This is a genomic window from Meiothermus cerbereus DSM 11376, from assembly GCF_000620065.1.
Taxonomy (GTDB): domain Bacteria; phylum Deinococcota; class Deinococci; order Deinococcales; family Thermaceae; genus Meiothermus; species Meiothermus cerbereus.
The window spans coordinates 35,573-55,790 of the sequence record NZ_JHVI01000015.1 but is presented as its reverse complement, the minus strand read 5'-3'; the positions used below and the strand labels follow the sequence as shown (position 1 = coordinate 55,790).

The following is a 20,218-nucleotide window of genomic DNA, read 5'->3' as shown; positions in this document are numbered from 1 at the left end:
CCGAACATGGCAAAATGATGGCAACATGCGACTGGGAATTATCGCCGAAATACATGCCAACCTGCCTGCGCTCGAGGTGGCCCTCGAGGCCCTGCGCAAGGAGGGGGTTGAGCAGGTGCTGGCTGTGGGAGATCTGGTCGGCTATGGTCCCCATCCCCGACAGGTTATTCGCAAGCTCGACCGTGAGGGCATTCCCTGTGTCCCAGGAGCCGCCGACCTTCGGGTAGCCTATGCCCTGCCCTCCCCACCGCGGGAAGGCATCGCCGAGACCACCATCATCTGGACCCGGGAACAGCTGGCACTCGCGAGATGCAATTTCTACGCAACCTTCGCTCGCGTCACCGCTACGAGACCCCAGGGGGGCGCCTGATGGCCTTCCACGGCTCGCCCGAAGACCCCGAGCACAAAATTGACCTGAACGAAGCCCACCCCCAGGAAATTCTGAAGATGCTCGAGTCCATTCGCTCGCGTTACGCGGTGGTGGCCGGTAAGCACATCCCCTTTCGTCGGGCTGTACATAAAGGGGTGGTTTTCGACCCCGGCTCGGTGGGCTTGAGCCTGGGGGGCGAGCCAGGGGCCGACGTGCTCATTCTGGAAGATGATGTCCACGGCGATGTGCTCCACCGCTTTTTGAAGCTGCCCTACGACTACGGTCAGGTTACCTTCGACCTGGCGGCCTGGGAGCTGCCGGAGGTGTTGGCGGAGGTGGTGCGGCAGGGGCGGTTTCCCCAGTGAGGCTGAGGATGGGGTTTATATGAACCCCGCCTGAATCGTTCCGTTAGGGATTGTTGGAGCATCATCGTTTTTTCAGGTTTTTGCTACCCGCGCTTCAGGCGGGGGCCCCAGAAAAAGAACAAATCAAAGACATTTCTTATACCAGATTCGGTTAGTTCGTCACCGAACGGTGACGAACTAACCCGACCAAAGGGAGTGCTCTAGGATTCAAAAAGATAGCCTCTTAGCGCTTTTTGTTTGAAGATTATCTTTTTGAATCCGGTATTACTATACCCGCCCTTCCAGCAACCCCAGCGCCACCTCGGCCACCTGCGGCTCGGGGTCTTGGCGCAGGGGCCACAGGGCTTCCAGGTCGCCCAGTCGGGCCAGGGCTTGGGCGGCGGTGGCCCGCACCACCGGATTCACGTCCTGGGCGGCGTGGCGCACCAGGGGCAGGTAGTCCGGGTTGCCCAGGTTGGCCAGCACCACCAGCGCATTGCGGGCCATACGGGTACGACCCGGTCGCAGGAAGACGGTTCCGGCATATTTGCGTTCGAAGGCCTTGGAGGAAAGGTAAAAATAATCTTCCAGGTTGGGGTAGGCCAGCTCGGGTTCGGGGATAAAGTCCTGCCAGAAAGACCTGGCCTTGCGGTTCCAGGGGCACACCTCCTGGCAGACATCGCAGCCAAACAACCAGTCCCCCATGCCCGCCCATAGTTCAGCAGGAATCAGGCCTCGGTGTTCGATGGTCCAGTAGCTGATACACAAGCGGGAATCCATGGTTCCATCGCCCAGCAAGGCCCCGGTGGGGCACCCCACCACACAGCGGGTACAGGTTCCGCAGCGGTTCGGGTAAGGCGCTTCTAGGCGGGTTGGGGGAAGAGAGGTGAGCAGAACCGCCAGCGTGAGGTAGGTGCCCTCCCCCATCCGCATCAGCATGGCGTTGCGGCCAATCCAGCCCAGACCCCCCAGGGCGGCATAGGAACGCTCGGACAGGGGACCGGTATCCACATAGCCCTTAGCCTCTAGGCCCAGGCTTTGGGCCAGGCGCTCGAGGGCCTGTAAATGGGGCGCTATCAAGAGGTGGTAATCCCGCACCCAGGCGTAGCGGGCCACCCGGCCCAGGCGAAGGCCACCAGTAGGCTTTGGGGGCGGGGGGTAGGCATGGGGGGCCGCCAGCACCAGCACGCTTCTGGCCCAGGCGAAGCGCTGCGGCGGGTTGAGCCGGATCTCCAGGTTTTGCGCCAGGTAAGCCATCTGGGCCTGCCTGCCCTCGGCTACCCAGTCGCGGTAGCGTTGCTGGGTTTCCTGCGGCAAATCCAGGCCAGCCCACGCCGTCAGAAAGCCCTGCTCTTGCGCTGCCTGCTCGAGGGTTTCGGCCACCTGCACACCCCGATTGTGCGCAGTGGGCCCGATAAATACAAGCCATACTGGCCTGTCCGTCTGGCATAAGCCGCCCGGAGGGCTTGTGCAGCCCGCTACGCATACATTTGGTATACCGTGCTCTACAATAGCCTTTGTGAGTGTGAACGCTCCGCGTGACTTTTTTGCCGAACAGGGCCTCGAGCCCCTTACCGCCCAGGGCTATGCGCTACAGGCCCGCTCCCAGGCCTTCCCCTACCTGAAGGCCCTCTCCGAGCGTGTGCTGGTCTACGACGGGGCCATGGGGACGGAAATCTTCAAGTACAACCTGAGCGACGCCGACTTTGGCGGAGCCCAGTACAGCGGCTGCCCGGAAATCCTGAACCGCACCCGCCCCGATGTGATTGCCGCCATCCACCAGAGCTACCTCGAGGCCGGCGCCGATGTCATCGAGACCAACACCTTCGGCTGCTTGCCCCATGTGCTGATGGAGTATGGCCTGGAGGCCGAGGCCGAAGACCTGGCCTACGAGGCGGCCCGGATCGCCCGTCAGGTTGTAGACAACGGGAAGGACGAAACAACGCGATTTGTAGCCGGCGCGCTGGGGCCGGGCACCAAGCTCATCTCGCTGGGGCAGATTGGCTGGAAGGAGATGTTCGAATCGTACCGCACGGCGGCCCGGGGCCTGGTTCGCGGTGGGGTGGATCTACTCCTGATCGAAACCTGCCAGGACGTTTTGCAGATTCGCTGCGCAGTGCTGGCCTGCCGCCAGGCCATGCGCGACCTGGGACGGGAGGTGCCGCTGCAGGTGCAGGTCACCTTCGAGGCCACCGGCGCCCTGCTGGTAGGCAGCGATGATGGGGCCGCCCTGACGGTGCTGGAAAGCCTGCCGGTGGATGTGGTGGGCATCAACTGTGCGGTGGGGCCCGACCTGATGGACACCCACATCCGCTACTTCTGCCAGAACAGCACCCGCTGGGTCTCCTGCCTGCCCAACGCCGGCCTTCCCCGCAACGAGGGGGGCCGGGCGGTTTTTGACCTCACCCCTGCCGAGCTGGCCCGCTGGCAGCTCAAGTTTGTGCGGGAGTACGGCCTGAACGCGGTGGGCGGCTGCTGCGGCACCGGGCCTGCACATATCCGGGCGCTGGTGGAGGGGTTGCGGGGGCACAGCCAGGTGCTTCGGGGTAGCCAGCAGAACCCCAAGCCCTCGCCTTTGGGCCAGGTGGCCAGCCTCTACCAGAGCGTGCCGCTGCGGCAGGAGACCGGCCTCCTGATTGTGGGTGAGCGCACCAACGCCACCGGCAGCAAGAAGTTCCGCGAGCTGTTGTTCGCCGGCGACTTCGACGGCATGAACCAACTGGCCAGCGAACAGGTGGACGAAGGGGCCCACGTGCTGGATGTCTCGGTGGCCTGGACCGGGCGCGACGAGGTGCGCGATATGCGCGAGGTGCTGAAACGCTTTGCCACCAGCGTGCCCATCCCCATCATGATTGACACCACCCAGGTAGAGGTGATGGAGGAAGCCCTCAAGCACCTGGGCGGGCGGGCCATTTTGAACTCGGTGAACCTGGAAGACGGCCTGGAGAAGTTCGACCGGGTGGCGGCCCTGGCCAAGCAGCACGGCGCAGCCCTGGTGGCCCTGACCATTGACGAGGACAAAGAAGCCGGCATGGCCAAAACCGTGGAGCGCAAGGTGGAGATTGCCCTGCGCATGTACGAGCGGCTCACACGGGTGCACGGCATCCCAGGCGAGTCCATTTTGTTCGATCTGCTCACCTTTCCCATCACCCAGGGCGACGAGGACACCCGCAAGCTGGCCCGGTGGACCATCGAGGGCATCCGCAAGGTGCGTGAACTGCTGCCCGAGGTGGGCTTCATCCTGGGCGTTTCCAACGTATCGTTTGGGCTCGCGCCGCAGGCCCGGGTGGTGCTTAATTCGGTCTTTTTGGATGAGTGCATCCAGGCCGGCCTGACCGCGGCCATTCTGAACGCCGGCAAAATTCTGCCCATCAACCAGATTCCGCCCGAGCCGTACCGGCTGGCCCTGGATCTGATTTACGACCGGCGGCAGTTCGGGCCGGGCGGCGAGGTGATCCACGACCCGCTTTTTGCCTTTGTGGATTACTTCGCCAAAAACAAGGTCGACAAAACCCTGGCCCACGACCCCCTGGCCGGGCTTTCCTTGGAGGAGCGCCTGAAAAAACGCATCATCGAGGGGCGCAAGGTGGGCCTCGAGGCCGACTTGGAACAGGCCCTGGAAAAGTACAGCCCGGTGGAGATCATCAACCAGATCCTGCTCGAAGGCATGAAGGTGGTGGGCGACCTGTTCGGCACGGGCAAGATGCAGCTGCCCTTCGTGCTGCAAGCCGCCGAGACCATGAAGGCCGCGGTGCGCTACCTCGAGCCGCGCATGGAGAAGCTCGAGGGCGTGCACAAAGGGACTATGGTCATCGCCACGGTCAAGGGCGATGTGCACGACATCGGCAAGAACCTGGTGGACATCATCCTCTCCAACAACGGCTATAAGGTGGTCAACCTGGGCATCAAGAAGCCCATCGAGGAGATCCTGGCCGCGGTGGAGGAGCATAAGCCCGACGCGGTGGGGATGAGCGGGCTTTTGGTCAAGAGCACCGTGGTGATGAAGGAGAACCTCGAGTACATGGCGGCTCGAGGGGTCAGCCTGCCGGTGGTACTGGGCGGAGCCGCCCTCAACCGGCACTACGTGGAAAACGACCTGCGCCAGGTCTACACCACCGGCCCGGTTTATTATGCTTCCGATGCCTTTGACGGGCTGCAGCTGATGGAAGAGCTGACCGGAAATGCCCCACCCCAACTGACCAGCCGCGAGATGAGCGGCCACAAGTACAAAACTGCCTACGAAATTCTGCAGGAGAAACTGATGGCCGGTTCCGAGTACATCCCTTCCAACACCCCGCCCGCCCCCCGCATCCCCCGCCCCCCCTTCTGGGGCCGAAGGGTGGTTGACTCGAGTGAGCTAGAGATTGGGGTCATCTCCCGCTACGTCAACAAAAACGCCCTCTTCCGGGGGCAGTGGGGTTTCCGCAAGGGCGATATGAGCCAGCCCGAGTACGAGGCCTACCTCGAGCGCCTGGCCGAGCCGATGTTCGAAGACATGGTGCTCCAGGCCCTGGCCGAAGGCTGGCTCGAGCCCGCGGTGGTCTATGGCTACTGGCCGGTGGCCTCCGATAAAAACGATCTGATCGTCTTTGACCCCGACTCGGGGGCCGAGCTGTTCCGCTTCAACTTCCCCCGCCAGATGGGGGCTAGCTCACGCCACCTGTGCATTGCCGACTTCTTCCGTCCCCGCTATGCCGAACCCATCGGGGCCGAGCGAGACTGGTTCCCTCCGGCGGCCTGGGAAAATGGCGCGCGCGATGTGCTGGCCGCCCAGGTGGTCACCATGGGACGCAAGGTCTCGCAGGTAGCCCAAGCGCTGTTCCAGTCCGATGCTTATCAGGACTACCTGTACCTGCACGGCTTCTCGGTGGAGATGGCCGAGGCCCTGGCCGAGTACTGGCATAAGCGCATCCGCCAGCAGCTCGATATCGCCCAGGACGACGCCACCAGCCTAGAAGAACTCTTCCGCCAGGGCTACCAGGGCAGCCGCTACAGCTTTGGCTACCCGGCCTGCCCCCGCCTGGAAGACCAGAAGTATTTGCAGGAACTGCTCCAGTGGCAGGAAATTGGCGTGGAGCTGAGCGAGGAGTACCAGCTCCACCCCGAGCAGTCCACCAGCGCCATCATAGTGCACCATCCTGCAGCCAAGTACTTCAACCTGTGACTTCGGCCAGGAGGGCCTCGAGCCGAACCAGGCGGGCCTCCAGCTCCTGAGGTGTATCGGCCCGGAGGGTCACGTGCCCCACCTTGCGCCCGGGGCGCACCTCCTTGCCGTACCAGTGCAGGTGGGCCCCAGGAATTTCCAGCACCCGGGCAAAGTCGGGCCTCAGGCCGATCAGGTTGAGCATGGCCGCCTGGCCGCGGGGGGCAGTGGAGCCTAGAGGCAGGCCCAGCACGGCCCGCAGGTGGTTTTCGAACTGGCTGGTCTCGGCCCCTTCGATGGTCCAGTGGCCGGAGTTGTGCACCCGCGGGGCCATCTCGTTGGCCCAGAGGGTGCCCTCCACTTCGAATAACTCAATAGCCAAGACCCCTACGTAGTCGAGCTTCTCCAGAACCCGCGTGGCGATACGCTCGGCCTCGTGCTGCAGGCGGGCCGGCATAGCCGGGGCCCGGCTTTTACGAAGAATGCCCCCGGCGTGGTGGTTCTCCACCAGCGGATAAAAGGCCACCTGGCCGCCCAGGCTCCGCACCGCCAGGATGGACAGCTCGCGCTCGAAGGGCACAAAGGCCTCCAGGATCAGGGGCTGTCCCCCCAGCCGGGCCCAGGCTGCCTCGAGGTCGGCAGGCGAACGCAGAAGCTTCTGCCCCTTGCCGTCGTAGCCCAGTCGCCGGGTTTTGAGCAAGGCCGGCCAGCCGGTGCGCTCGAGGCCGTCTTGCAGGTCGCTATAGGTCAGCACCGGGTAAAACAAGGGGGTGGGGATGCCCAGCCCCTGAAAAAAGGTCTTCTCGGCCACCCGATCCTGGGCCACCTCCAGGGCCACAGGCGGGGGATAAACGGGCAGGCGCTGGGCCAGCCAGGCTACAGCCGAAACCGGCACGTTCTCGAACTCGTAGGTCAAAAGCGAGAGCCCATCGGCAAAACGGGCCAGCGCGCCCTCGTCGGCGTAGTCGCCCACCACCAGCTCGGCTAGCTGGCCTGCCGGGGCCTCGGCCAGCGGGTCAAAAAACCTGAAGCGCAGCCCCAGCGGATACCCCGCCAAAGCCAGCATACGCCCCAGTTGTCCACCTCCCAAAACGCCTATCTGCACCCCCATAGCCTACTCGAGCCTGGGCAACGGGCCAACCCGTCGAGGCCCCTCCCCACACCGTCCAAGTTGCGCCAGGGTAGATTGGCAAAACCCGCGGAATGAGTCTATGCGTCCCTGGCGCAATTCCTAAAGCGATCTTTCGGAACAGCATCTTGTATGGAGACACTCAGTGCCCGCTCTACACCCGGCTGGCTGTGGACGCTAAAGGGGATCCCGCCCGCTCAAATGACCCCCACCCGAAGAACCAAGTTGAGGACACCTCACCTCATCTGGGCTGGTTCTGGTTTTCTGATTTCCTCACAGAAAGGAAAAGGCGCTCGATGGGTAGGGGTGGCGGCCAGTCTGCAATGAGAACCGGCTGGCCCACCAGATAACCCTGCACCAGATCGCAGCCATTTTCGCGCAGCCACTCGAGCTGCTCTTGGGTCTCGACCCCCTCGGCCACCACCTCGGCCTCGAGGTTATGGGCCAAATCAATGGCCGCACGAATGAGCTTCTCATCGCGCACGCTCGTACCCAAGTAGCTAATGAAGCTCCGGTCAATCTTGAGGCGATCCAGCGGCAGTTGGCGCAAATAGCCCAGCGAGGCATAGCCACTGCCAAAGTCGTCTATGGCGATCTGGACTCCAAGATCTTTGAAGCTGCTTATAGCCTTGCGGGCTTGCTCTGGCTCGCGCAAGAGGCCACTCTCGGTTACCTCGAGGGTGAGCCATCGGGGGTCGGCCTCTGCTTTGCTCAATTGCTCCAGAAGCTCCCGCACCACCTCGGGCTGCACCAGCGACTGGGTCGAGAGGTTGATGGAGAGGCGGTACAAAGACCCCTCCCGACACCAGCTTTTGAGCTGCAATAAGCCTTTTTGCAGGGCCAGGAGGTCCATCTGTTCGACCAGATGCACCTCTTCTGCCAGGGGCACAAACTCCGAGGCCCGCAGGATTTTACCCTGATAAGGCCAGCACAAAAGCGCCTCGGCTTCCTCGATACGATGCTCCCTTAGATGCCAGATGGGCTGGTACAGCAGTTGAAACTGTTGCTCCTGGATGGCTTTGCGCATGGCCGCTTCAAACTGAAGCCGCTCTTCGGTATATGGGCTTTTGGCGGCATCGTAAATAACCACCCGGCTGCCCGAGTCCTTGGCCTGGTACATGGCAATATCGGCTACCTTCAGCAGCTCGACAAAGGTTCGGCCATCCCTGGGAAAGCTGGCAATGCCTACGCTAACCCCAAGGCTGGGCAACTTATGGGCAGGGTTGCTCGAGCTCAGGGTGCTACGAATGGCCCTGGACATGCGAAACGCCACCTGCCGGGCCTGCTCTGCATCAGTGTTGAACAAAATGCAGGCAAACTCATCACCGCCCAAACGGGCCAGCATGTCCTCGGAGCGCAGCTGTTTGCTCAACAACTGCGATACCTCCACCAGCAGTTCGTCGCCCACATCGTGCCCCAGGGTGTCGTTGACGGCCTTGAAGTTGTCCAGGTCGAGGTACAACAGGCTTACCGGTATTTCCCGCTGGCTGGCTCGCGACAGCAGCTCCTCGGCGGTTCGTCTTAATGCCCGGCGGTTGGGCAGCTTGGTGAGCTCGTCGTGGTAGGCCATATACTCCACGTAGGCTTGTTGCTGCTTGCGTTCGCTGATGTCGCGCATCCCCACCACAATGCCCTGCAGGGCACCCGCTTCATCCCAGACAAAATTGACCAGGCCTTCAATCCACACCACATGCCCATCCCTGTGCCTGCATTCACACTCGGTGGTATAGACCTGCTTAGCCCGGATGGCCTGCAAGCCTTGCCGCCGAACGGCAGGCCACTGGGCCTTATCGAGCAAAATGGAAGCGCGCCTGCCCACCAGCTCCTCCGGGCGATAGCCCAGTACCTGCTTCACCGAGGGGGTTACGTACTGCACCTTGGCCCAGGGGTCGAGCAGCAGCACCACATCCCGGATGGAGTTGGTAATCTGACGCAGGCGATACTCGCGCTCCCGCAGGGCTTCCTCGGCCCTCCGTCGTTCGGAAATGTCGCGCCCACTCACCACACTGCCAGTAGGGTTTCCCTGTCCATCGAAGATAAAGTTGACCAGGGTGTCAATCCAGATGTAATGCCCGTCCGCGTGACGGTAGCGCCCCTCGAGCTGGTACGAGCCGCTTCCCTGCAGGCTTTGTTCGGCTAGGCGCATGGCTTTTTCGCGGTCTTCTGGGGCCAGGTAATCGAAGGCCAAGCGGCCCAACATCTCTTCTGGAGCATAGCCCAGCAAACGCTGCACCGAGGGCGTCACATAGCGCAAATAGCCCTGGGGGTCGGTCAGGGCCACCACGTCCTGCATGGCGTCGGTAATCTGCCGCAGCATCTGCTCGCTCTGGCGAACCGCCTGCTCGGCCTGATAGCGCTCGGTCAGGTCGCGGATGCCCGTTACAGCGCCCCGGTCACGGCCCTGGGCATCGAACAGGAAGTTGATTGAGGCTTCCATATACAGCTCGCGCCCATCGGGTCTGAGGTAGATAAAACTCGTCTGTGCAGAGGGGTTTTCCGGGCTTGCGGCAGCTGAAAGCTCCTGAAAACGCCTGGACTGCTCGGAATCCAGCAGCTCGTAGGCCGAACGACCCAGCATGGTTTCTGGAGCAACGCCCACCACCTTTTGCACCGATGGGGTAATGTAGCGCACGATGGCGTTTTCGTCGGTTAGCAGAACGATGTCCTGAATAGCATCGGTCACCTGACGCAACATCTGCTCGCTTTTACGCAACTGTTCTTCGGCCTCGCGGCGGTCTTGAATCTGCCGCGCCCCCAGCAGCATCCGGATGGGGTTGCCTTCGAGGTCGTAAATATAGTCGAGCTGGGTCTCGAGCCAGACCCTGGAGCCATCGCGGTGACGGTGCTGGTATTCCAGTCGCAAAGGCCGCCGACCTTCCCGGGCTGCGCGTACCGCTTCCAACACCCAGCCATGGTCTTCTGGTTCAAAAAAATCGAAGGCGCTTCGGCCCAACAATTCGCGGGGATTGTAGCCCAGCACAGCTTGAATCGAGGGTGTAACGTACTCGATGAAGCCTTTTGCATCCAGCATCATCACCACGTCGCGCATGGAGTTGGTCAGCTCGCGTAGGCGCTGCTCGCTTTCCCGCACCGCCTGCTCGGCCTGATAGCGCTCGGTCACGTCCCGGATCCCCACCACCGCCCCCTGGAAAGCGCCCTCCGGCGAGAAGAGGAAGTTGATGGAAGCCTCCAGAACCCGCTGCTGGCCGTCGGGGTGCTGGTAAGCAAAGGCCGCTCGAGCCAGATGGTTTTCGGGGCCTGCCTCGCGGATCATCCGTTCAAAGATGCCCCGCTGCTCAGGGTCCAGCAGACTGTACACCGACTGCCCCAGCACCTCTTCGGGTCTCCAGCCGGCCACCGGGTAAACCGAAGGCGTTGCATATTGAATCCGCACATCGGCATCGGTCAGCAGTACCACGTCCTGCACGGTCTCGGCAATCTGGCGCAACACTTTTTCACTACGCAAGCGCTCTTGTTCGGCCTGCTCCAACTCTGCGGAGGTTTGCGGCTCATCCGGGCGTTTGTCTTCTCCTAAAACCCGCCCCCAGTACACCCAGCCCAGCAAGCCCCATAGCAGCAAGGCTACCAGGGCCAGACTCCACGAGAGTAAAGCGGCCCACACCAGCACAATTCCAGCCAGCAGCAGCGTTACTGGCAATGCCCACCGCAAGGCCCGCCTGTTCATGCTCACCACACTTAGTTTAGGACATGGAGCAAAAAAATGTGCCCATTGTTGCCTTTCGGGGACTTTACCCTCTGGGGCGAGGGTCGGGCTCGGCCAACACAGCCTCGGTCTGGGCGCTGCGGTATCGCTTCAGGGCGGTCTTGCACTGGGGGTATTTATTGCCCAGAATGCTCACCGCCAGCAGTGCGGCATTGATGGCCCCAGCCCGACCAATCGCCAGGGTGCCTACCGGTACCCCGGCAGGCATCTGCACAATGGACAAAAGCGAGTCCAGCCCCCGCAGGCTTTTGGACTCGACCGGAACCCCCAGCACCGGCAGGCTGGTTTTGGCGGCGGTCATACCCGGCAGGTGGGCCGCCCCCCCAGCCCCGGCAATGATGACCTCGAGGCCCCGTGCTTCAGCCTCTTCGGCATACGCAAAGAGCAGGTCGGGGGTGCGGTGGGCCGAAACCACCCGCACTTCGTGGGGCACCTGGAGCTGCTCCAGCGTTTGCGCGGCGTGCTGCATGGTCTCCCAGTCCGACTTGGAGCCCATGATGATGCCAACCAGGGGATAGGAAGGAAGGTTCATCGGGGAGTAGTTTACTGCGCTCCTACCCTCAGGCATAAACCCGGTAACAAAAACCAACACCCGGATTCCTGGCCTTTGCTCTTTTTTAAGCTGTTATTCCCCAGGGTAAAAGGCATTTTAGCAGAAACGAACCATGTCGCAATGTGCTTTCTCTTGAGTTGGGTTGACCTAGATTGACGCTTGAGCGCCAAGGAGCGCAAGGAGAAGAGATGAGCAAAACACCCATCACGGTTGCTTTTGGCGATGGTATCGGCCCTGAGATCATGCGGGCGGTGCTGCAAATCCTCGAGGCGGGCGGCGCACAGCTCGAGCCCGAGGTTATCGAGATCGGTGAAAGCGTCTATCTACGTGGGCACACCAGCGGCATCGAGGAGAGCGCCTGGGAAAGCCTGCGGCGTACCAAGGTGTTTCTCAAAGCCCCCATCACCACCCCCCAGGGCGGGGGCTACAAGAGCCTCAATGTGACGGTACGCAAAACCCTGGGGCTTTACGCCAATGTACGGCCCGTGCAAAGCTACGAGCCTTTCGTCACCACCAAGCACAAATCTATTGACCTGGTAATCGTGCGCGAAAACGAGGAAGACCTCTATGCGGGCATCGAGTATCAGCAAACCGACGAAGTTACCATGGCCCTCAAGCTGATCTCCAAGCCCGGCACCGAGCGTATTGTGCGCTACGCCTACGAGTTTGCCCGGCGCAACGGGCGCAAAAAGGTGACCTGCATCTCCAAAGACAACATCATGAAGATTACCGACGGCCTCTTTCACAAGATGTTTGACGAAATTGGAGCCGAATACCCTGAGCTGCACAAAGAGCACATGATCGTGGACATCGGTGCGGCCCGTCTGGCCGAGATGCCCGAGCGCTTCGACGTGATTCTAGCCCCCAACCTGTACGGCGACATTCTGTCGGACATCGCCGCCGAGGTTGCAGGTTCGGTGGGGCTGGCCGGTTCGGCCAATGTGGGCGACGACTGCGCCATGTTCGAGGCCGTGCACGGCAGCGCACCCGATATTGCGGGTAAGGGGATCGCCAATCCCTCCGGGCTATTGCAGGGGGCCATCCTGATGCTGGTTCACATTGGGCAGCCCGAGGCTGCCGCCCGCATCAAGAACGCCTGGCTCAAAACCCTGGAAGACGGTATCCACACCGCCGATATCTACGACGAGCGGGTCAGCGAGAAAAAGGTGGGCACTGCCGAGTTTGCCCAGGCTGTGATCGAACGCCTGGGGCAGCTGCCCGAGCGCCTACGCCCGGCCAAATTTGGCGAGGCCAGCAAGGAGCCCATGGTGCCGCTGATGGTTCGCAATCCCAAACCCGCCCATAAAGAGCTGGTGGGCATTGACGTGTTTTTCAACTGGCGCGGCACCAAGCCCGAAGAGCTAGCCAAGCTGCTTCAGCCCCTTTCCACCGAAAAACTCAAGCTCGCCCTGATCACCAACCGGGGCGTAAAGGTATGGCCCGGCGGCTTCCCCGAGACCTTCCGCACCGACCACTGGCGCGGGCGCTTCATGGCCCAGAACGGAACCCCCAACCACCACGATATTGTGGAGCTGCTGGGCAAAATTGCTGCCGCGGGCATGGATTTTATCAAAACCGAACACCTTTACAACTTTGACGGCAAGCCGGGGTATTCCCTTGGGCAAGGGCAGTAAACCAGGAAGCCAAGGGGTTTCTATAGTGATCAAGACCTGATCAAACCCGGCATCCAGGCATTCCAGGCACCCAGCGGGTAGACTATCCGGGTGGAGTCCAGAAGGCGCTTTAGTCATGTTATTGTGGTGCACCAGAACGACATAGATAGCCTGGGCCACGTCAACAATGCGGTCTACTTGCGCTACATCGAAGACTGCGTTACCGCCCATGCCGAAAGCGTAGGGATGAGCCTGGCGCGCCTCAGGCAGCTAGGGGTGATTCCGGTGGTGCATCGGCATACCATCACCTACCACCGCTCGGCCCTACTGGGGGATGCGCTCGAGGTCAGCACAGAAATCGTGGCTTTCCGCAGTTTTCGCGCCACCCGCCACAACCGGATTTTTCGCGCTGGCGTCTTGCTGGTGGAGTGCGAGACCGACTGGGTCTGGATTGACCCCCTGCGCGGGCGCCCAAAAGCGGTTCCGGATGAGGTTCAAAAAGCCTTTGGACTGATCTAGCACGGCGCCCACAAATACCTGGCACAGCGGCTTTTGTTGTCCTGGGCAGATTGCGCGCTAAAACCGGCTGGCCGCCGCATGGCGGAGGGCCGACCAAACCTGCTTTTGCTCGAGCCAACCCTGCCGCATCAGGTTGCAAGGCGGGCTGATTTTTGTGGCAGTCGTTGAATTGCCACCAATGGCCTTAGAATCGTATAGCGTGGATACGCTGGAGCTGCTTCGCATCAACCTGCTCTCCCCTGCCGTGCTGGCCTTTGCCCTGGGCATCGTGGCCACACTGGTCAAGTCTGACCTAAGAATCCCCGAAGCACTATATACCACCCTCTCGATTTATTTGCTGCTGGCCATTGGTCTAAAGGGGGGCACCGCCCTGGCAACCACACCATTCTCCGAAGTGTGGAAGCCAGCACTCGCCACCCTGCTCCTAAGCGTGCTTACCCCGTTGCTCTCCTATGCGGCCTTACGGCGGTTGGGGCGTTTCGATGCGGTAAACGCAGCTGCTATCGCGGCCCATTATGGCTCGGTATCTGCTGTAACTTTTATTGCCGCCATCACCTACATGCAAGCCGCGCAGCAGCCAGTAGAAGGCTTCTTGCCAACCCTGGTAGCCATTCTGGAAGTCCCGGCTATCATAATAGCTTTGCTGATTGCCCGTCGAAGCCTGGGTGGAGGTTCGCTAAGCGAAGCCGTGCAGGAAATTCTAGCTGGTAAGAGCATCTTGTTGCTGGTAGGGGGCTCACTGATAGGCTTTTTGAGCGGGCCCGATGGCCTCAAGCAGGTGGCCCCGGTATTCGTGGATCCTTTTCGGGGCGTACTGGTGTTGTTCTTGCTCGAGCTCGGAATGGTAGCGGCCAAACGCCTGCGCGACCTGCGAACGGTAGGGGGCTTTTTGATTGGTTTTGGGATTGCCATGCCGATTGTCCAGGGTAGCCTGGGGGTATGGCTGGGTAGCCTGGCCGGTATGTCGGTGGGGGGCGCGATGGTGTTGGGCACCATGGCTGCCAGCGCTTCATACATTGCTGCCCCTGCCGCTGTGCGCATCGCCTTGCCGCAGGCCAATCCCAGCTACTACCTCACTGCCTCGCTGGGCATCACCTTCCCCTTCAACCTGACCCTGGGGATCCCCATCTACTACGCCCTTTCACGCTGGCTGCACGGAGGTAGCTAATGGCCCTGGTCTCACTCAAGCTGGTCACCATCATTGCAGAGGGGTTCCTGGAAGAAAAGCTGATCCGGGATATCAAAAAGCTGGGGGCCAAAGGCTACACCATTACCTCTGCACGGGGCGAGGGCAGCCGAGGGGTGCGGGCCAGCGAATGGGAGGGCAGCAATATCCGCCTGGAAACCATCGTGAGCCCCACGGTTGCCGAAAAAATCCTCAGCCACTTGGCCGAGGTTTACTTTGCCAATTACGCCGTTATTGCTTTTGTGGAAAACGTGGAAGTGGTGCGGGGGGATAAGTACACCTAGCACCCACAACGTCGAGCGTGCATTGCAAGCAGCCGGGGGCCTGGGTACGGTTTTACTTTCTTGCATGGGGGCGCTCGAGTTGCAGGCCAGGTTCAGGTTGTGGCCGGCCATTCCTACCCACCTTAGAGCGCTCCTCACATATTGAGCCGCGGATGGGAGGCAAGTTCTGTGAAGACTGCAATAGGAGCAGCTTCTCGCGGTGCTCAGGTGGAGCCCGGCAAACAGAACGAACCCAGGACATTTTGGAATAGCAGGAATCGCTGCACCCTGGCATACCGAAGGCAAGCCCCTCTTGTGCTATTTTTCGCATGAAATAGGGCATAAAGTCACTCCAACACCTCACCCGTTTCCGATAGGATATGGGCACACCAAGTGCTGGCCTGATGGGTTACATAGCACTAGGAGGTATCATGAGTGTTCTAGAACGACAACAAGAGGCGGGCCTGACACCCCACACGCCCATCATCAACGACTTTTCCCTGGTTGTTGCCACCGCCAACGGAACCGGAAGTCAGACCGCGAATCTAACCCTTTTGCGGTCTTTTTTTAAGCTGGGCATACCGGTTCACGGCAAGAACATTTTTCCCTCCAACATCCAGGGGCTTCCCACCTGGTATCACATCCGGGTGAGCCACGAGGGCTACATCGCCCGCAAGCCCTCAGAAATTCTGGTGGCTTTCAACCCCGCTACCGCCCACGAAGACCTGCAGGAGCTACCCAGCGGCGGGGTATGTATCTACAACGCCGATCTGAAGAACCTGCCCAGGCGCGACGACGTGGTGTATTACCCGGTTCCGGTCAGCGAGCTGATCGCTGGGATTGACGTTCCGGTTAAGCGTAAGCCCTACATGGCCAACATGGCCTATGTGGGGGTGGTGGCCTGGATGCTGGGGGTGCCCCTGGAAGTGGTTGAGGAAGCCCTGGGGGCTCAGTTCGACTACCGGCAGAAGCTGGTGGAGAGCAACATGCAGGTGGTGCGCCGGGCCTTCGCCTGGGCCACCGAGAATCTGCACAAGCAAGACCCCTTCTGGCTCGAGCCCATGAACAAAACCGAAGGGCTCATCATCATGACCGGCAATGAGGCCGGTGCGCTGGGAGCGGTATTTGGGGGGGTGAGTGTGGGGGCCTGGTATCCCATCACCCCTTCGACCAGCTTTATGGATGCCCTGCGCGAGTTCTTGCCCAAACTCCGCAAGGATCAGGACGGCAAACCCACCTATGCCGTCATTCAGGCCGAGGATGAGCTGGCCGCTGCTGGCATGATTATGGGGGCGGGCTGGGCCGGCGCACGGGCCCTTACCGCTACCAGCGGCCCCGGCATCAGCCTGATGGCCGAGTTTGTCAGCTATGGCTACTTTACCGAGATTCCAGCGGTGATCTGGGACATCCAGCGGGTCGGCCCCAGTACCGGGCTGCCCACCCGTACCAGCCAGGGCGATGTCTCCTTTGCCTACACCCTGGGCCACGGCGACACCAAGCATCCCATCTTGTTTCCTTCCTCGATTGAAGAGTGCTTCGAGTTTGGCTGGAAGTCGCTGGATCTAGCCGAACAGCTCCAGACCCCGGTGTTTGTGCTCTCAGACTTGGATCTGGGCATGAACAACTGGATGGGCCAGCCCTTTGAATACCCCGACCGGCCCCTACAGCGCGGCAAGGTGCTCAGTGCGGAAGAGCTCGAGGCCCTGGGTGGCTTTGCCCGCTATAAAGACGTAGACGGCGACGGCATCCCCTACCGCACCCTGCCCGGCACCCCCCACCCCTTGGCCGCCTATTTCACCCGCGGCAGCGGCCACAATGAGCAAGCCCAGTACAGCGAACGCGCCGACGACTGGGAGCGCAACATGGCCCGCCTGGCCCGCAAGTTCGAGACCGCCCGCGACCTGGTGCCTGCCCCCGCCATAGACCACCACCCTTCCGCCAAGGTGGGCATCATCGCCTACGGAACCACCCGCTACGCTATCGAGGAAGCCCGCGACCGGCTGGCCCGGCAGCTTCCCACCAGCTTTTTGCGCCTGCGGGCCCTGCCCATCAACCAGCAGGTGCGCGATTTTGTAGCGGCCCACGAGCGGGTCTACGTAATTGAGCTCAACCGTGACGGTCAGGTGCACGGCATCCTGCAAACCGAGATGCCCACATTCGCGGGCCGTATCCACTCGATTGCACACCTGGACGGGCTACCCCTCACGGCCCGCTGGGTACAGGAGCGCTTGCTACAAGAAGAAGCCCTCAGATAGTTACCGCCATCAACGGCAAAAGGATGTTATGGAAAACCCCAATCCAGTTCCTCCCATCAAGCTCAACGCGGTGGGCCTGAGCAAAAAAGACTACGACGGCACACCCAGCACCCTGTGTAAAGGCTGTGGGCACAACAGCATCGCCAGCCAGGTGGTGCAGGTCGGCTTCGAGCTAAACCTCAGGCCCCACGAGATTATCAAGCTTTCGGGCATCGGCTGTTCGTCGAAATCGCCAGCCTATTTTCTGGGCATGTCCCACGGCTTCAACGCCCTGCACGGGCGGATGCCCAGCGTGGCTACCGGAGCCCTGCTGGCCAACCATACCCTCAAGGCCATTGGGGTCTCGGGCGACGGCGACACCGGCAGCATCGGGATGGGCCAGTTCAAGCACTTGATGCGCCGCAACCTGCGGATGGTCTATGTGGTGGAAAACAACGGGGTCTACGGCCTGACCAAGGGCCAGTTCTCGGCCACCGCCGAAGAGGGCCTGACGCTCAAATACGCCGGTCATAACGAGTTCCCGCCCATAGACCTGTGCATGGAGGCCATCATCGCGGGGTGCGGCTTTGTGGCCCGTAGCTTTGCGGGTGACGCCAAGCAGGTGCGCGAGCTGCTCAAAGCCGCCCTCTCCCACCGGGGTACGGCCCTCTTGGACATCATCAGCCCTTGTGTGGCCTTCAACAACGAAGATGACAGCCCCAAAAGCTATGGCTACGGCACCAAGCACGAACAGCCCCTGCACGAGCTGGGCTTTATCCCCTACGCCGAGGAAATCTCCATCGAGCCCCTAGAGCCCGGCGAGTTCCGCACGGTGCGGTTGCACGACGGTTCCCTGATCAGCCTGCGCAACCTGGACAACGACTACGACCCCACCAACAAAATGGCGGCCCTCGAGCGCCTGCAACGGGCCCAGGAAACCGGGGAGTTCATCACCGGCCTGATCTACTACAACCCCGACCGCCCCAGCCTGGCCGAAGTAGAGGGGCTTAGCACCCCGCTGGCCCAACTTACCCCTGAGCAATTGCGCCCCAGCCAGACGGCCCTGGAGCATTTGTTGCAGGCTTATCGCTAGAGCCAGCCGCGCAGTCGGTAGGTGAGGAGTCCCAGGTATTCCCGCACCAGCGGAGTAAGGGCCTGCAGGCGGTCGGCGGGGGACAACAGGGCCATATCGAAGCGGGGCTCACTCGAGACCACGCTTACCACTTCCACGCCCAGTTTGCGAAAGGCGCCCACCGCGCGTCGGCTGTGGGTGGGGGTGGTGACCAGCAAAACCCGCCCCCACCCCCGCTCTTGCACCAACCCGTCGACGGCCAGGGCCTCGGTGCGGGTGGTGCGCATCTGGGGCAGGAAAACAACCTCCGGGCCTTCTTCCCCATACAGCGCCCTGACCCGCGCTGCCGCCACCCGGCCCAGCGAGGGACAGCGGGCATCCCCGAAAATCTCCCCCACCGTGTCGGAGAGGGTGAGGCGGGGGGCATACCCGGCCCGCCAGAGCTCGAGGCCCTTCTCCAGCCGGGCCAACGAGGAGGCCTCGAGTTCCCCCACCCCGCAGTGCATCCCGCCCCCCAAGACCACAATCAGGTCGGCTTTTTGCGGGGCTTCATTCACGATCAGACCCTCTGCCAACACCCTGGTGAGCGGGGTAAACACCACCGCCGCAATCAACACCGCACAAAGCCCACTCCCCCAAAGCAAAATTCGGAAACCCAGGCCCAACCATCCCAGCAGCGTTCCGCTTAGCCATAGCCCCACCAGCGGCCCCAGGCCCAGCTCGGGGTTGATAACCAGCCCCAGCGGCAATAGCAACAAACTTAGACCCGCAGCCATCAGCAGTCGTTCTGGCAACCTCGGCATATCGACCATCTTATGGCCCATCCGCTGTTACGTCAGCCGAACAGGCGCTGATGTGGGCTTTTGCCAAGGTGGTTCGGTGACGACCTTTTATGACGCTTTTTATGCACAAAGAGCGTGATACGATATATTCATGGCCGTTCTGACCGCAGATCAAAAAATGGTGCTGGATATGGTGCGGGCCGTTTCGCGCGAGGTACTGTGGGAGATGGCCCCCGAGTACGACCGCACAGGCCAATACCCTTGGCCCCAGCTCAAGCAGTTGGCCCAGCTCGGGCTTTTGGGCATGACCACCCCCGAGGCCTGGGGCGGGGCCGGGCTCGACTCGGTAACCTGGGCCCTGGCAATGGAAGAAATCGCCGCTGCCGACCCCAGCGTGGCGGTTATTCTTTCTGTGACCTCGGGTTTGCCCCAGTACATGCTGAACAGGTTCGGCAGCGAGGCGCAAAAAAAGAAGTACCTGGTGCCGCTGGCCAAAGGCGAGTGGATTGGGGCTTTTTCCCTCACCGAGCCCCACGCCGGCTCCGACCCGGCCTCGCTCAAGGTCTCGGCCCAAAAAGTGCCGGGGGGCTGGGAACTGAACGGCCTCAAGAGCTGGGTCACCTCGGGCGGGCAGGCCCAGGTGTACGTGGTCATGGCCCGGGGTGAGGCCGGTATCAGCAGCTTTATTGTGGAGAAAGACGCCCCCGGCCTTAGCTTTGGCCTCCCCGAAGAGAAGATGGGTCTGCACGCCGCCCATACCTGTGAGGTGCGCTTTGAGGGGGTGTTTGTGCCGGAAGAAAACCTCCTGGGCCAGGAGGGGCGCGGGCTGGCCCAGGCCCTGGCTGGCCTGGACTCCGGGCGCATTGGCATTGCGGCCCAGGCGGTGGGTATGGCCCGGGCCGCTTTCGAAATTGCCAAACAGTACGCCGACGAGCGCACCCAGTTTGGTCAGAAGATTCGGGAGTTCCAGGGGGTGAGCTTCAAACTGGCCGAGATGCACACCCGCATAGCGGCTGCAAGGGCGCTGGTGCTGGAAGCCGCCGCCAAAAAAGACCGGGGTGAGAAATATACGCTGGAGGCCTCCACCGCCAAACTTTTTGCCTCCGACGTGGCCGTGAGTGTAACCCGCGAGGCCGTACAGGTGCTGGGGGGCTATGGTTACCACCGCGAGTACCGGGTAGAACGCTACTACCGCGACGCCAAGATTACCGAGATTTACGAAGGCACCAGCGAGATTCAGAAGCTGGTGATTGCCCGAGAGCTATACCGATGACCATCGTCCCGTT

General features: G+C 61.6%; 13 protein-coding genes and 1 pseudogene. 9 read left to right on the top strand and 5 right to left on the bottom strand.

Translation table 11 applies throughout. From position 1 onward, the window contains the following. The first annotated feature begins 25 nt into the window (after positions 1-25). Positions 26-735, top strand: a pseudogene (locus tag Q355_RS15545) (metallophosphoesterase family protein). A 267-nt stretch (positions 736-1,002) separates the two neighbouring features. On the opposite strand, the gene queG reads toward Q355_RS15545, so the two are convergent. After that, positions 1,003-2,103, bottom strand: a complete 1,101-nt coding sequence (gene queG, locus Q355_RS0107060) for a tRNA epoxyqueuosine(34) reductase QueG (protein ID WP_027877153.1) — start codon at positions 2,101-2,103, stop codon at positions 1,003-1,005. Positions 2,104-2,233: 130 nt separating this feature from the next. Between queG and metH the strand changes: the two genes are divergently transcribed. Further along, positions 2,234-5,878: a methionine synthase gene (gene metH / locus Q355_RS0107055; RefSeq protein WP_027877152.1), complete on the top strand. Its 3,645-nt coding sequence runs from the start codon at positions 2,234-2,236 to the stop codon at positions 5,876-5,878. Here the strand turns inward: metH and Q355_RS0107050 are convergent. The 3 genes from Q355_RS0107050 to purE all read right to left on the bottom strand — a co-directional run bounded on the left by Q355_RS0107050 (position 5,868) and on the right by purE (position 11,242). Then, positions 5,868-6,962, bottom strand: a complete 1,095-nt coding sequence (locus tag Q355_RS0107050) for a 5-(carboxyamino)imidazole ribonucleotide synthase (protein WP_027877151.1) — start codon at positions 6,960-6,962, stop codon at positions 5,868-5,870. The genes metH and Q355_RS0107050 overlap by 11 nt on opposite strands. A 265-nt stretch (positions 6,963-7,227) precedes the next feature. Next, entirely contained in the window at positions 7,228-10,671 is a 3,444-nt protein-coding gene (locus Q355_RS0107045; protein WP_027877150.1) for a sensor domain-containing protein, read from the bottom strand. 64 nt (positions 10,672-10,735) lie between these two features. Further along, positions 10,736-11,242 carry a 5-(carboxyamino)imidazole ribonucleotide mutase gene (gene purE / locus Q355_RS0107040; protein ID WP_027877149.1) on the bottom strand — a complete coding sequence of 169 codons (507 nt, stop codon included), beginning with the start codon at positions 11,240-11,242 and terminating at the stop codon, positions 10,736-10,738. Positions 11,243-11,451: 209 nt separating this feature from the next. On the opposite strand from purE, the gene Q355_RS0107035 reads away from it, so the two are divergent. From Q355_RS0107035 to Q355_RS0107010, 6 genes are all read left to right on the top strand, one after another. Next, a complete protein-coding gene (locus Q355_RS0107035; protein WP_027877148.1) occupies positions 11,452-12,897 on the top strand; it encodes an NADP-dependent isocitrate dehydrogenase in 1,446 nt (481 codons plus the stop codon). Positions 12,898-12,987: 90 nt separating this feature from the next. Next, entirely contained in the window at positions 12,988-13,395 is a 408-nt protein-coding gene (locus tag Q355_RS0107030) for an acyl-CoA thioesterase (RefSeq protein ID WP_027877147.1), read from the top strand. Positions 13,396-13,594: 199 nt separating this feature from the next. Further along, positions 13,595-14,563 (top strand): sodium-dependent bicarbonate transport family permease, encoded by a 969-nt coding sequence (locus tag Q355_RS0107025; RefSeq protein ID WP_027877146.1) that lies wholly within the window; start codon positions 13,595-13,597, stop codon positions 14,561-14,563. Next, positions 14,563-14,865, top strand: coding sequence for a P-II family nitrogen regulator (locus tag Q355_RS0107020; RefSeq protein WP_027877145.1), 303 nt, complete (start codon positions 14,563-14,565; stop codon positions 14,863-14,865). The genes Q355_RS0107025 and Q355_RS0107020 overlap by 1 nt, the downstream gene beginning before the upstream one ends. A 410-nt stretch (positions 14,866-15,275) precedes the next feature. Continuing rightward, the gene (locus Q355_RS0107015) at positions 15,276-17,099 is read left to right on the top strand and encodes a 2-oxoacid:acceptor oxidoreductase subunit alpha (RefSeq protein WP_027877144.1); all 1,824 of its coding nucleotides are present in this window, start codon (positions 15,276-15,278) and stop codon (positions 17,097-17,099) included. 28 nt (positions 17,100-17,127) lie between these two features. Continuing rightward, positions 17,128-18,171, top strand: coding sequence for a 2-oxoacid:ferredoxin oxidoreductase subunit beta (locus tag Q355_RS0107010; protein WP_027877143.1), 1,044 nt, complete (start codon positions 17,128-17,130; stop codon positions 18,169-18,171). Here Q355_RS0107010 and Q355_RS0107005 read toward each other — a convergent pair. Then, positions 18,168-18,953 (bottom strand): YdcF family protein, encoded by a 786-nt coding sequence (locus Q355_RS0107005; protein ID WP_245597522.1) that lies wholly within the window; start codon positions 18,951-18,953, stop codon positions 18,168-18,170. The two genes, Q355_RS0107010 and Q355_RS0107005, sit on opposite strands and share 4 nt — an antisense overlap. A 130-nt stretch (positions 18,954-19,083) precedes the next feature. On the opposite strand from Q355_RS0107005, the gene Q355_RS0107000 reads away from it, so the two are divergent. Beyond that, positions 19,084-20,205 (top strand): acyl-CoA dehydrogenase family protein, encoded by a 1,122-nt coding sequence (locus Q355_RS0107000; protein WP_027877141.1) that lies wholly within the window; start codon positions 19,084-19,086, stop codon positions 20,203-20,205. Positions 20,206-20,218: the final 13 nt, after the last annotated feature.